Here is an 11,877-nt window from a genome sequence, read left to right as displayed (position 1 = left end):
GCCGGCCCCCGTCAGTCCTTGGCGCGCACGAGGCGCTCGTGCCCGGTCTCCTCGAGCACCGCGATGTCGGAGTTCGCCTTGAGGAACTCGGAGAAGGAGCGGTAGCCGAGGGCCTTCTCGCTGAAGGAGGGGTCCATGCGGCGCATGTGGGACTTCACGGCCGAGCTGTGCAGCCATTCGCTGTCGCCGCGGCCGCCGAGCTGGAGGGCGCGCTCGAGCAGGCGGGTGGCCGACTCGCGGGGGTCCTCCTCGCCCTCGTCCTCGAGCGTGTCGTCGAGGCGGTCCTCGATCTCCTGCGAGGCGGTGCCCGCGCTGCTGTCGGCTCCGCTGTGCCGGCCGCGGCCGCCGCGGCGCGAGCCGGAGCCGCCGCTGTTCTCGGTGCTCTCTGCGCCGTCGGTGCCGTCCGTGCTGTCGGCGCCGCCCTGGCCGCGCCGGCTGCGGGAGCGCGTGGTCCCGCGTCCCTCCTCGTCCCCGCCGCCGAGGCGCCGGGAGCGGGAGCGTGCGGGGGCGGAGGGCCGCTCGACGCCGGGGAGGTTCTCGTAGGACTCGAACTCGTCGCAGGCGGCGGCGAGGGACTTCGCGGTGGAGCCGGCGACGCCGAGCGCGATCACGTAGCGGCCGAGGCGGCGGCAGCGCTGGGCGAGGGGGACGTAGTCGGAGTCCCCGGCGACGATCACGACGTGGGTGAGGTCGGGCAGGAGGTAGAGATCCTCGACGGTGTCGACGGCGAGGCGGATGTCGGCGCCGTTCTTGGCGTAGGCCGCAGCGGGGAACAGCTGGACGAGGTCGACGGCACGGGCCACGAGCTGGCTGCGGTAGACGGCGTTGACCGGCGAGGACCAGTCCGCGTAGGCGCGGGTGAGGGTGAGGGACCCGAAGGAGGCGGCGAAGTCGATCACGGCGCCGACGTCGACGGTCGCTTTCGCGAGCCGCTCGGCGATCTCGGGCTCGGTGGGGTCCTCCGCGATGCGGTGGCGGTCGCGGCTGTACGCCTGCCGTCCGTGCACCCGGTCGTACCAGGACATGACGATGTTGTCGAAATCGAGATAGACCGCGACGCGGGGATCCTGTGGGTCAGCCATGCCCCCAGTCTGCCTGGTCGTGGGGAGGACGCGCGAACCGCGGGCGGCGGAGCGAAGCCGGAGGCTGACGGAGTGCGGTCGCCGGGAGAACGCGAGCGAGGCCGGGAGACGCGAGAGTGTCGGGCCGTCGCACGCGCCCGAGGCGAAACCGCGATATAACGTCTAGCACATTTCCGCACCGCCGGACCATCATCCACCGAAAGGCCTGGAACATACTGCCGAAGAGAGTCTCTTGGACACATTCGCAGAATGCGGCTCTACGGAATAGCAACAAGACACGACCCACAGTCCCACCCCCACGCGACACGCCCTGCACCCCACCCCCGACACACGATGCACTCACAGCTCAGATTGTGGATGACGCCCCAGATCCCCCTCTCCCTCACGCGACCCCTCCTCCCCACACCCCACTTTTCCACACCCCGAGCGCACCATTCTGTGGATACCCCCTGGAAACCTCCGAAACCCATCCACACGCCTTTCTTCTGTCACACCGACGCCGTAGTCTCGAGATATTCCAGGACGGCTGAGGGGGGGACATGAGCACCGCGACGAGCACGCCGGCGAGCTCCGGCGACGACGACACCCACCGCTCCGACATCGACGGCACCGCCCTCGACCCGGCCGCCCTCGCCTTTCTCGACTCCCTCCCCTCCCGTCTGCGCCTCGTCCGTGCCCGCGCGCCGCGCACGCGGGAGGACCTCCCCGCACGCTCCGGCTGCGAGGAGGACACGCTGCTCGGCGAGGCGGCCCAGCGGGTCTGGGACGCCAAGACGGCGAGCGCCCGCGCCCTGGCCGCGCGCCTCCGCGCCCTCGCCGCGCTGATCGAGTCCGAGGGCGGGGACTGCGCGGACGACGTGGACACCCTCCGCGCCGCGATGGCGCTGCGGGTGAGTAACGGCGCCGCGCACCGAGAGCTCCTGGCGGCGCACCGCGCGGTGGACCAGCTGCCGCGCACGCTCGCACGCCTGGAGGCGGGTGCGCTGCCCAGCTGGTGGTTCCAGAAGGTGCTGCGCGAGTCGGAGGATCTCGGCGACGAGTCCCGGAGGCTGCTGGATGCGGCGCTCACCGCCTGGCCCGCCGACATCCCCGTCGAGCGCTTCCTCACTCTGCTGCGCGCCCTGGTGAGGCTGCTCGCCGAGCGCGAGCAGGACCCGTCAGCTCCGGAGGAGGCTCTGCCGCGCGAGGTCGAGCTCGCCCCTGACGGGCGCGCCGGGACCGGAGCGGCGTCGCTGCGCGGCCCGATCCCCGAGGTCCTCGCGTTCTGGAAGCGCCTGGACGAGACCGCGCACGCGATCCAGGCCGCACAACGTCACGCCCTGCGGGAGGGGACCGAGATCCCCTATGACCTCGACGGCATCGCGAGCGCGACCCAGCGCCCCGTGCCGCTCGACCGGCTCCGCTACGACCTGATGCTGAACGCCGAGTTCGACACCGACGGCGTGCGCGTGCCCGCGCCGCGCTTCCGCCTGAACGTCACCGTGCCGGTGTTCACCCTGCTGGGCCTCTCCGACGCCCCCGGCATGCTCGAGGGCACGATCCCGCTCCCTCCCGCGGTCGCGCGGGAGATCGCCGGCGGCGAGAGCGTCTGGTACCGGATCCTCACCGATGCGTGCACGGGAGCCTTCCTGCCGCTACCCCCGGACCGCTATCCGCCGACGCAGGCCATGCTCGAGCATCTCCGCCTGCGCAGCTCGACCTGCGCGGTCCCCGGCTGCACGCGACCGGTCTCCTGGGCCTCCGAGGCCGACCACATCGAGGAGTTCGTCCACGCCGACCCCACCCGAGGTGGTCGCACCGAGCTCGAGAACCTCCACCTGCTGTGCTGGCAGCACCATCAGGCGAAGACCGCCGGCGATCTCGACCCGACCAGGCTCCCCGTCCCCGTCAGCGGGCCACAGCCCGGTGAGGGACGCGGCCCGGGACGCACCCGCTGGCGGATCGGCACCCGCGGCGAGCAGGTCATCACCGCCGACGACATCGACCTCGGCACACGACTCGCCGTCGAGGACCTCGACCGCGCCTGGCGGGCCTTCGTCGAACGACGAACGCCTCCGTCGCCGCCGCTGGCTCAGACACCACCTTCTCCGCCACCACCTCCGCCGGGATCGCCGATCCCGAAGGGGCCTCCCGCCCTGGGCGAGCCGGCTGCACGAGGTGAGGAGCCCGGCAGTACTCCCTACGAGGATCCGCCACCCTTCTGACCTGCTCCCTCACGTCGAACAGCGCCACGCGCCACTGCGGCGGCACGTCCGGACGCGGGTGTCCGCTGCATCGCGCTCAGTCTCGCGGCCCCTGGATCGTCAACGACCGGCGGCGCCGGTGCACGGTGAGGTACTCCAAACCGTCTTCCCCCGCCCGGAACCCGCGCACCGTGCGGCGGGGCAGCAGCGCGACGTCCCCGGCGCGCAGCAGCTCCTCGCCGTCCTCCGTCGTGAGCACGCCTTCGCCGCGCACCACGTGCACGAGCGTGTCCACCTCGGCGCCGATGTGGGCGGGGATTTCTTCCCCGCGGGCAGTCGGATCAGGTTGGAGTCCAGCTCGCGCTCGGGCACGGCGATGGACCAGACGGCGCCGCGGCGCGGCTGCTCGGGCTGCTCCGCGGTGTTGGTGAGGATCGGCATGTCGCACCCTCCCTGCTCTCGATGTCGCCTCCGAACGTACCCCGGCCGCGCGCTCGGGTCTGGCGACGGCGCGCTGCTCGGCGCGATCACCGGGGCGGCGGCGTGGCTGCTGTCGCGACGGCGACGAGATCCGCTGCCGGGCCGCTGAGCCGGCGGGGCCCGTTCCACACCGCGGTCAGCGGGCGGCGCAGACGGGAGCCTGCCAGCGGCACCCGCAGCAGCTGCCCGCTCTCGAGCCCGGAGCGGACGGCGAGCATGCTGAGCACCGCGGGCCCTGCGCCGGAGGCGACGGCGATGCGGACGGCGGCGTTGCTGCCGAGCTCCTGGACGGGCGGGGTCCCGCCCGCCGCGGGGACGAGCTCCTCGAAGGCCTCGCGCGTGCCGGACCCTCCCTCGCGCACCACGAGCGGGGTCGAGGCGAGCTCGTCGAGCTCGAGCGGCCCCTCGCGCAGCGCCCAGGGATGCTCTGGGGCGACGACCACCACGAGCTCGTCCTCACGCAGCGTCAGCGTGTGCACGTCCCGCGGGAGGCGGGGCGTCTCGACGAAGCCGAGCCGCAGGTGCCCGTCGTGCACCCCGGCGAGGACCTGGGTGGAGTTGAGCACCTCGAGGTCGACCCGGGTGCGCGGGCTGCGGCGGCGCAGCTCGGCCAGCCAGGCGGGCATCAGGTGCTCCGCGATCGTCATCGACGCCCCCACGCGCAGCTCGTGCGCGCCCTCCTCGCGGCTGTGCCGCAGCCAGTCGGAGAACTGCTCGGCCGCGTCGAGCAGCTGCCGTGCCTGTGCCGCGTACAGCAGCCCGGCGGAGGTGGGGCGGGAGCCTCGCGGGTCGCGCTCGAGCAGGGCGGTGCCCGCCTGCGCCTCGAGCTGGGCGATCATCCGGCTCGCATTGGGCTGATGGATCCCGGCGCGCCGGGCGCCGGCGCCGAGCCCGCCCTCGTCCACCACGGCCACGAACAGGGCGAGGGCCGACAGGTTCGGCAGAGAGGCAGGCATATCAGAACTATATGCCCTCCTGGTGAACTGCCGACTACCGGCAGTTCAGAGGCGATGGAACCGTGGACGTCATGCCCGCCACCCCCTCGACATCGACGCCCTCGACGCCCCCGGCCCCCTCGATCCTGCCGGGCCTCGCGCTCGCCCTCGGCGTCGCGGTCGTCTCGATGCTCGTCGCACCGCTACTGCCGGGGATCAGCGCCCTGGTCCTCGCGATCGTCGTCGGCGTGGTGCTCGCGAACCTCGTCCCGCTCCCCGGGCCGCGGCGCCGGGTCTCGCGATCGCTTCGAAGAAGCTGCTGCGCGCCGGGATCGTGCTGCTGGGACTGCAGGTCGCGCTCGGCGATCTGGCCTCCCTCGGCATCGGGATGCTGCTGGTCGTGGTCGTGGTGGTGGGGGTCGGGATCCTCGGGACCGTGCTGCTGGGCCGGCTCGTCGGCGTCGGCCGTCACCTCACCCTGCTGATCGCCTGCGGGTTCTCGATCTGCGGCGCGGCGGCCGTCGCAGCGGCTGCCGGCGTCACGGATCCGGACGACGAGCGCGAGGAGGACACGGTCACGGCCGTGGCGCTGGTGGTGCTCTGCGGGTCCCTGATGATCGCGCTGGTGCCTGCGGCCGCCGCGCTGATGGGCCTGGACGGCGAGACCGCCGGCCTCTGGGCGGGCGCGTCGATCCACGAGGTCGCCCAGGTCGTCGCCGCGGGCGGCGCGATCGGCGGGGGCGCGGCGCTCACCGTCGCCGTGATCGTGAAGCTCGCCCGCGTGCTGATGCTCGCGCCGGTGATGGCGGTGATGTCGATGCAGCAGCGCCGGCACGGCGCGAAGGACGGGAAGCAGCCGCCGCTGGTGCCGCTGTTCGTGGTCGGCTTCCTCGTCATGGTGCTCGTGCGCTCCTTCGTGCCGCTCCCGGAGCCGGTGCTCGAGGCGGGGTCGCTGCTGCAGACCCTCCTGCTCGCCGCGGCGATGTTCGCGCTCGGCACCGGGGTGAGGATCTCGCTGCTGAAGCAGGTGGGTCCGCGTCCCTTCCTCCTCGCCGCGCTCTCGACCGTGCTCGTCGCCTCGGTCGCGCTCGGCGGGGTGCTGCTCGTCGCCTGAGGACCTCCGTCCCATGCACCCGCATCTGCGCCGCTATGGTGGTCCCCATGACGCAGATGCGGGTTCGCGATGCCGCCACCTTCCTCGGGGTGAGCGAGGACACCGTGCGTCGGTGGATCGAGAAGGGGACCCTCGAGGCGTCCCACGACACGAGCGGCCGGAAGGTGCTCGAGGGGGTCGAGGTCGCGCGTCTCGCCCGGGAGCTGGCGGTGACGCCCGAGCTGCACGGCGCGACCGCCTCCTCCGCCCGGAACCGCTTCACGGGCCTGGTCACCCACATCGTGATGGACACCGTGATGGCGCAGGTCGAGCTGCAGTGCGGTCCCTTCCGCGTCGTCTCGCTGATGAGCAGCGAGGCCGCCCGGGAGCTCGGGCTGGAGGCCGGCAGGGTCGCCAGCGCCGTCGTGAAGGCCACGCAGGTCGTGATCGAGGCGGAGCCGTCATGAAGACCCTGCTCCGCTCCGCGGCCGCCGCCGCGGCGATCGCGCTGACCGCCGCCGCCTGCGGCTCCGGCGGCTCCGCCGAGGACCCGGCCGCCGCACCGGTCACCCTCCACGTCTTCGCCGCCGCCTCCCTGCAGGAGCCCTTCGAGGAGCTCGGCGAGCAGTTCGAGTCCGAGCACGAGGACGTCACGGTCGAGTTCAGCTTCGCCGGCTCCTCCACGCTGGTCGAGCAGATCCAGCAGGGCGCCCCGGCCGACGTCTTCGCCTCCGCGGACACGAAGAACATGGACAAGCTCACCGACGCCGGCCTCGAGGAGGCGGATCCCGTCGACTTCACCACGAACACGCTGAGGATCGCGGTGCCGGCCGGGAACCCCGCGGGCGTCACGGACCTCGCCTCCCTCACTGGCGACCTGAACCTCGTCGTCTGCGCGCCGGAGGTGCCGTGCGGCGCGGCGACCGAGACGGTGGAGGAGGCGGCGGGACTCGAGTTCGCCCCCGTCAGCGAGGAGCAGTCCGTCACGGACGTGCTGAACAAGGTCACCAGCGGCGAGGCCGATGCGGGCCTGGTCTACGTCACCGATGTGGAGAAGGCCGGCGATGCCGTCGAGGGGATCGACTTCCCCGAGGCGCAGGAGGCCGTGAACACCTACCCCATCACCACCGTCGACGGCTCGGCGAACCCGCAGCTGGGCCAGGAGTTCGTCGACCTCGTCACCGGCGAGGAGGGCCAGAAGGTCCTCGCCGGATACGGCTTCCGCGGCGCATGAGGACCCTCCCCCGCTGGATCCTGCTGCCCGCCGGGCTCGGCGCGCTGCTGGTCGTCCTGCCGCTCGTGGCGATGGCGCTGCGGGTCGAGTGGAGCGACTTCTGGGACCTGATCACCTCGGAGTCCTCGCTCGCGGCGCTGCGGCTGAGCCTGCAGACCTCGCTGACCAGCGCCGCGCTCTGCGTGCTGCTGGGCGTGCCGATGGCGCTGCTGCTCGCCCGCACGGACGGCCGCGGCATGTCGCTGCTCCGCTCGCTGGTGCTGATCCCGCTGGTGCTGCCGCCGGTGGTCGGGGGCATCGCGCTGCTGTACACCTTCGGGCGGCAGGGCCTGCTGGGTCGGCATCTGGAGCTGCTCGGGGTGCAGATCGCCTTCTCGACCACCGCGGTGGTGCTCGCGCAGACCTTCGTGGCCCTGCCCTTCCTGGTGCTCAGCCTGGAGGGGGCGCTGCGCACGGCCGGCACCCGCTACGAGCGGGCCGCCGCCTCCCTCGGGGCGCGCCCCTCCCGCGTCCTCACCCACGTCACGCTGCCGCTGGTGCTGCCCGCCCTGCTCTCCGGCACCGTGCTCTCCTTCGCCCGTGCGCTCGGCGAGTTCGGCGCGACGATCACCTTCGCCGGCTCCCTGCAGGGCACCACCCGCACCCTGCCGCTGGAGATCTACCTGCAGCGCGAGAGCGATCCGGAGGCCGCGGTGGCGCTCTCCTTCGTGCTGATGCTCGTCGCGATCGCGGTGATCGCCCTGGCGCACCGGAGGCGGAGCGCATGAGCCTGGTGCTGCGCGCCGCCGTCGCCGAGCGCGACGTCGAGCTCGACCTCGAGGTCGGACACGGCGAGACCCTCGCGGTCGTCGGCCCGAACGGCGCCGGGAAGTCGACCGCGCTGTCGCTGATCTCCGGGGACCTGCGCCCCAGCTCCGGCTCGGTCTCCCTCGACGGACGGATCCTGGTCGACGGGCGGACCTGGGTGCCGCCGCACGACCGCCGCGTCACCACCCTGAGCCAGGACCCGGTGCTCTTCCCGCACCTCACCGTGCTCGGCAACGTGATGTTCCCGCTGCGGGCCCAGGGCGTCCCGCGCCGGGAGGCGCGTCGACGGGCCGAGGTGCATCTCGAGCAGATGGGTCTCGCCGAACTCGCCGCCCGCCGCCCCGCCCAGCTCTCCGGCGGTCAGGCTCAGAGGGTCGCGATCGCCCGGGCGCTCGCGGCGGATCCCCGGCTGCTGCTGCTGGACGAGCCGATGGCGGCACTGGACGTCGACGTCGCGCCCGCGCTGCGCGAGCAGCTGCGCGGATTCCTCGCCGAGCGCACGGCGATCGTCGTCACCCACGACGTGCTCGACGCGCTCTCGCTCGCCGATCGCGTCGTGGTGCTCGAGCAGGGCCGGGAGGTCGACGCGGGGCCGACGACCGAGGTCCTCGCCCGGCCGCGCTCGGCCTTCGCGGCACGGCTGGCGGGGCTGAACCTCGTCGCGGGCCGATGGGACGGGCACCGGATCGAGGTCGAGGGCGGCGGCCGCCTCTCGGCGGAGAGCCCTCTCAGCCCCGGCACCGTGGTGCTCGCCGCCTTCCGCCCCGCCGCGGTGCGCCTCGCCGAGCAGGGGCTCCCCCGCACCGTCCGCTCTCTGACCCCGCACGGCGACCTGGTCAGGGTGCGCACCGTGGATCTCGCCGCGGACCTTTCCCCGCTGGACGCCGCCGCCCGGCATCTCGCCCCCGGCACGGCGGTGCATCTCGCGGTCGCCCCTGAGGACGTGACAACCTACCTCGCATGATCGACCTGCGCGCCCTGCACCGCGAGCTGCTCGCCCGCCACGGCCCGCAGGGCTGGTGGTGGCCCGGCGAGGAGCCCTTCGAGATCGCTCTCGGGGCGGTGCTTGTCCAGCGCTCCCGCTGGGACCAGGCGGCGCAGGCCCTCGACGCGCTCACCGCCGCCGGGCTGCGGGAACCGGCCGCGCTCGCGTCGGCCGACGAGGAGCGCGTGCGGGAGCTCGTCCGCCCGGCCGGCTTCCCGCGCACGAAGCCCCGCCGTGTGATCGCGCTCGCCACCTGGTGGGCAGACCGCGCCGAGGTCGCCGACGGGCTGGACGACATCGCCCTCCGCCGCGAGCTCCTCTCCGTCGAGGGCGTCGGCGAGGAGACGGCCGATGCGATCTCGCTGTTCTGCTTCTCCCGGCCCGCCTTCCTCTGCGACGAGTACGCGCGGCGGGCTCTACGCGAGCGCGGCGCCGAGGTCCCGGGCACCTACCGGGCCTTCGCCCGCGCGCTCGTCCCGGCGCTCGAGGAGGCGGCCTTCACCGTGCCGGAGCTGGCGGAGCTGCACGGCTTGATCGTCGAGGAGGGGAAGCTCAGAGCACGTCCAGCAGCTCCCGCACCGCGAGGTTGAACGCGTCCAGATCCTGAGTGTGCAGATCTCCGACGCGCTCCTCGGCCCCCACGACCAGTAGGGCCGGTGCTCGCGCGCATGCCGCGCGACGCGCCGCCCCCGAGCGCCTGCGCACGGTGCAGCGCCAGCCGGTGCGCTGAGCCTCCCGGCACACAGCAGAAGGGCCCCGGCTCTGCCGGGGCCCTTCTGACGAGTCACTGTCTCACGAGATTCTCGAGTGGAGCTAAGGGGATTCGAACCCCTGACCTCTTCCATGCCATGGAAGCGCGCTACCAACTGCGCCATAGCCCCGTATCGGGTGCCGCCCCATCAGGCGACTCGTCGAGAATACCCCGCGTCCCCGCTCAGGTGAAATCGGGAGGCAGGTTGTGTGACAGCAACCTCATCAGGCCCTCCGTCGGCTCCGCATGGAGCGGCTCGAGCACCGAGCGGTGGCAGTTCTCGAGCCCGGCGATGCCGCGGAATCCGCGCATGTCCAGACCCAGCAGGGCGGTGATCCCGAGCGTGATCGCCGCGCCGTGGGCGACGACCATGACGGTCCTCTCGGGGTTCTCCTCCAGCAGGCGGCGGCAGCCGGCGGCGACGCGCTCGCCCACCTCGGGGCGGTCCTCGATGTCGAGGCCCGTGATCGACCGATGGGCGCGCCAGTCGGCATGCTCGGAGGGCCAGCGGCTGCGGATGTCCTCCCCGCGCAGACCCTCCCACTGCCCGAAGCTGCGCTCGAGGAAGGCCTCGTCGGTGGAGGCCTGGAGCCCGCAGGCGCGCGCGATCGCCGCGGCGGTGTCGCGGGCGCGCGACAGCGGCGAGGAGACGATGACGTCGGGTGGGGAGGCGGCGACGGTGCGGGCGAGCGACTCGGCCTGGCGCCGACCGTTCTCGTTCAGGGGGATGTCTACCTGTCCCTGCAGGCGGCCCTCCCGATTGTGATCGGTCTGGCCGTGACGCACGAGGACGAGCCGGGTGCGATGGGCCGGCCTCACTCGGTGCGGCCCTCGTCGATCCGGAGGTCGAGCACGGGGGCGTCGCGCCACAGCCGCTCGAGGGCGTAGAAGGCGCGGTCCTCGGCGTGCTGGACGTGCACGACGATGTCGCCGTAGTCCAGCAGCACCCAGCGCGCGTCGCGCTCGCCCTCGCGGCGCAGCGGCTTGCGGCGGCGCTGGGTCAGCAGCGCCTCCTCCACGCCGTCGACGATCGCGGAGACCTGGCGCTCGGAGTCCCCGCTGCACACCAGGAAGACGTCGGTGATCACCACCAGCTCCGAGACGTCCAGGCCGATGACCTCCTCGGCGAGCTTGTCGGCGGCGGCCTGGCCGGCCACGCGGGCGAGGTCGAGGGATTCTTCGGGAGCGGTCACGCTGAGGGGTCCTCCAGGACGAGGTGGGCGGGAGTGGTGTCGAGCAGGGCGTTGGCGGAGGCCGAGGCCTCCGAGGGCGGGAGCACGCCGGTCAGCAGCAGGGCGACCAGCGCGATCAGCGCGAGCGCGATCAGCACCCACACCAGCCACAGCAGGCGGCGGCCGCCCGCGCTCTCGGGGCGGTGGAGCACCTTGCCGTCGAAGCGCGGTGCGGGGCGCGGATCGGGCGCGTCGGTGACGGAGAGCTCGCCGAGCTCGACGCCGTCGCTGTCGCGGACGATCTCCGCCTCCGCGCCGCGGGGCGCGGGGGCGCCGACGGGCTCCGGGGCGGGCTGGTGGCTGAGCTCGATGATGCGGGCACGGCGGCCGAACTTGCGCAGGGCGGGCACGGGCGCGTCGGCGTCGGGCGGGGGCACGGCGCCGCGGCGTCCCGGGGCCTCGGGGCTCGGCTCGGCGACGGCGAGCTCCTCGGGGCTCAGCGCGCGGGCGCGGCGGCCGCGCCGCGGGGTGGTCTCCGGCTCGGTCATCGGCCGTCACCTCCTGTGTAGAGCGCGTACTTGTTGATGTATTGCACGACCCCGTCGGGCACCAGGTACCAGACAGGGGCGCCGGCGGCGACGCGGGTGCGGCAGTCGGTGGAGCTGATCGCCATGGCGGGCACCTCGATCAGGGTGACGCCGTCGTCCGGCAGTCCCGAGGTGTCCAGCTCGTGCCCCGGCCGGGTGACGCCCACGAAGTGCGCGAGCTGGAAGATCTCCTCGGTGTCCTTCCAGGTCAGGATGTTCTGGAGGGCGTCCGCGCCGGTGATGAAGAAGAGGTCCGCGTCGGGGTGCTCGGCGTGCAGCTCGCGCAGCGTGTCGATCGTGTAGGTCGCGCCGGGCCGGTCGACGTCCACGCGCGAGACGGTGAAGACCGGGTTCGCGGCGGTCGCGACGACGGTCATCAGGTAGCGGTGCTCCGGGTCGGAGATCTCCTGCGACGCCTTCTGCCAGGGCCGGCCCGTGGGCACGAACACGACCTCGTCGAGCGCGAAGACGCTCTGCACCTCGCTGGCGGCGATGAGGTGGCCGTGATGGATGGGATCGAAGGTCCCGCCCATCACGCCGATCCGTCGTCGCTGCAGCTCCACCGGTC

Annotated in this window: 14 protein-coding genes and 1 tRNA gene; 7 read left to right on the top strand and 8 right to left on the bottom strand. The window is 73.2% G+C overall.

The features are described 5' to 3' along the window. Positions 1-11 precede the first annotated feature (11 nt). Positions 12-1,082, bottom strand: a complete 1,071-nt coding sequence (locus tag RBL05_RS00620) for an NYN domain-containing protein (protein WP_318603942.1) — start codon at positions 1,080-1,082, stop codon at positions 12-14. Positions 1,083-1,621: 539 nt separating this feature from the next. Here RBL05_RS00620 and RBL05_RS00615 point away from each other — a divergent pair. Then, complete coding sequence (locus RBL05_RS00615) at positions 1,622-3,286, top strand: HNH endonuclease signature motif containing protein (RefSeq protein ID WP_308740988.1); 1,665 nt, start codon at positions 1,622-1,624, stop codon at positions 3,284-3,286. A gap of 76 nt (positions 3,287-3,362) precedes the next feature. Here RBL05_RS00615 and RBL05_RS00610 read toward each other — a convergent pair whose 3' ends face one another. Further along, complete coding sequence (locus RBL05_RS00610; protein ID WP_318603941.1) at positions 3,363-3,560, bottom strand: AraC family ligand binding domain-containing protein; 198 nt, start codon at positions 3,558-3,560, stop codon at positions 3,363-3,365. 232 nt (positions 3,561-3,792) lie between these two features. Next, positions 3,793-4,701 carry a LysR substrate-binding domain-containing protein gene (locus RBL05_RS00605; RefSeq protein ID WP_308740990.1) on the bottom strand — a complete coding sequence of 303 codons (909 nt, stop codon included), beginning with the start codon at positions 4,699-4,701 and terminating at the stop codon, positions 3,793-3,795. 313 nt (positions 4,702-5,014) lie between these two features. Here RBL05_RS00605 and RBL05_RS00600 point away from each other — a divergent pair, with 313 nt between their 5' ends. Genes RBL05_RS00600 through RBL05_RS00575 form a run of 6 tightly spaced genes read left to right on the top strand, consistent with a single transcriptional unit; the run spans position 5,015 to position 9,389 of the window. Then, positions 5,015-5,794 carry a YeiH family protein gene (locus RBL05_RS00600; protein WP_308740991.1) on the top strand — a complete coding sequence of 260 codons (780 nt, stop codon included), beginning with the start codon at positions 5,015-5,017 and terminating at the stop codon, positions 5,792-5,794. 47 nt (positions 5,795-5,841) lie between these two features. Next, positions 5,842-6,240 carry a TOBE domain-containing protein gene (locus RBL05_RS00595; protein WP_263312261.1) on the top strand — a complete coding sequence of 133 codons (399 nt, stop codon included), beginning with the start codon at positions 5,842-5,844 and terminating at the stop codon, positions 6,238-6,240. After that, a complete protein-coding gene (modA, locus tag RBL05_RS00590; RefSeq protein WP_308740993.1) occupies positions 6,237-7,007 on the top strand; it encodes a molybdate ABC transporter substrate-binding protein in 771 nt (256 codons plus the stop codon). The genes RBL05_RS00595 and modA overlap by 4 nt, the downstream gene beginning before the upstream one ends. Next, positions 7,004-7,774, top strand: a complete 771-nt coding sequence (locus RBL05_RS00585) for an ABC transporter permease (protein WP_318603940.1) — start codon at positions 7,004-7,006, stop codon at positions 7,772-7,774. The genes modA and RBL05_RS00585 overlap by 4 nt, the downstream gene beginning before the upstream one ends. After that, positions 7,771-8,778, top strand: a complete 1,008-nt coding sequence (locus RBL05_RS00580; RefSeq protein WP_308740994.1) for a sulfate/molybdate ABC transporter ATP-binding protein — start codon at positions 7,771-7,773, stop codon at positions 8,776-8,778. Before RBL05_RS00585 ends, RBL05_RS00580 begins: the two co-directional genes overlap by 4 nt. After that, positions 8,775-9,389 carry an endonuclease III domain-containing protein gene (locus RBL05_RS00575; RefSeq protein ID WP_308740995.1) on the top strand — a complete coding sequence of 205 codons (615 nt, stop codon included), beginning with the start codon at positions 8,775-8,777 and terminating at the stop codon, positions 9,387-9,389. The genes RBL05_RS00580 and RBL05_RS00575 overlap by 4 nt, the downstream gene beginning before the upstream one ends. A gap of 218 nt (positions 9,390-9,607) precedes the next feature. On the opposite strand, the gene RBL05_RS00570 is transcribed toward RBL05_RS00575, so the two are convergent. From RBL05_RS00570 to nadD, 5 genes are all read right to left on the bottom strand, one after another. Then, a tRNA-Ala gene (locus tag RBL05_RS00570) sits at positions 9,608-9,680 on the bottom strand. Positions 9,681-9,733: 53 nt separating this feature from the next. Continuing rightward, entirely contained in the window at positions 9,734-10,369 is a 636-nt protein-coding gene (locus RBL05_RS00565) for a histidine phosphatase family protein (protein ID WP_308740996.1), read from the bottom strand. Beyond that, positions 10,366-10,743, bottom strand: coding sequence for a ribosome silencing factor (gene rsfS / locus RBL05_RS00560; protein ID WP_308740997.1), 378 nt, complete (start codon positions 10,741-10,743; stop codon positions 10,366-10,368). The genes RBL05_RS00565 and rsfS overlap by 4 nt, the downstream gene beginning before the upstream one ends. Next, positions 10,740-11,270, bottom strand: a complete 531-nt coding sequence (locus RBL05_RS00555) for a hypothetical protein (protein WP_308740998.1) — start codon at positions 11,268-11,270, stop codon at positions 10,740-10,742. Before RBL05_RS00555 ends, rsfS begins: the two co-directional genes overlap by 4 nt. Continuing rightward, positions 11,267-11,842: a nicotinate-nucleotide adenylyltransferase gene (gene nadD, locus RBL05_RS00550; RefSeq protein WP_318604324.1), complete on the bottom strand. Its 576-nt coding sequence runs from the start codon at positions 11,840-11,842 to the stop codon at positions 11,267-11,269. Before nadD ends, RBL05_RS00555 begins: the two co-directional genes overlap by 4 nt. Positions 11,843-11,877 lie beyond the last annotated feature (35 nt).

This window comes from Brachybacterium sp. GU-2, assembly GCF_030866705.2.
Lineage (GTDB): Bacteria > Actinomycetota > Actinomycetes > Actinomycetales > Dermabacteraceae > Brachybacterium > Brachybacterium conglomeratum.
Note: the sequence above shows the minus strand (reverse complement) of the source record. Positions and strands in the feature narration are given on the sequence as shown.

Bases quoted from the DNA above. Each gene is read 5' to 3' on its own strand.
- RBL05_RS00605 (WP_308740990.1), bottom strand. From the start codon at position 4,701: ATGCCTGCCTCTCTGCCGAACCTGTCGGCCCTCGCCCTGTTCGTGGCC.
- RBL05_RS00595 (WP_263312261.1), top strand. From the start codon at position 5,842: ATGACGCAGATGCGGGTTCGCGATGCCGCCACCTTCCTCGGGGTGAGC.
- RBL05_RS00585 (WP_318603940.1), top strand. From the start codon at position 7,004: ATGAGGACCCTCCCCCGCTGGATCCTGCTGCCCGCCGGGCTCGGCGCG.
- RBL05_RS00575 (WP_308740995.1), top strand. From the start codon at position 8,775: ATGATCGACCTGCGCGCCCTGCACCGCGAGCTGCTCGCCCGCCACGGC.
- RBL05_RS00555 (WP_308740998.1), bottom strand. From the start codon at position 11,270: ATGACCGAGCCGGAGACCACCCCGCGGCGCGGCCGCCGCGCCCGCGCG.
- nadD (WP_318604324.1), bottom strand. From the start codon at position 11,842: ATGGGCGGGACCTTCGATCCCATCCATCACGGCCACCTCATCGCCGCC.
- RBL05_RS00620 (WP_318603942.1), bottom strand. From the start codon at position 1,082: ATGGCTGACCCACAGGATCCCCGCGTCGCGGTCTATCTCGATTTCGAC.
- RBL05_RS00615 (WP_308740988.1), top strand. From the start codon at position 1,622: ATGAGCACCGCGACGAGCACGCCGGCGAGCTCCGGCGACGACGACACC.
- modA (WP_308740993.1), top strand. From the start codon at position 6,237: ATGAAGACCCTGCTCCGCTCCGCGGCCGCCGCCGCGGCGATCGCGCTG.
- RBL05_RS00580 (WP_308740994.1), top strand. From the start codon at position 7,771: ATGAGCCTGGTGCTGCGCGCCGCCGTCGCCGAGCGCGACGTCGAGCTC.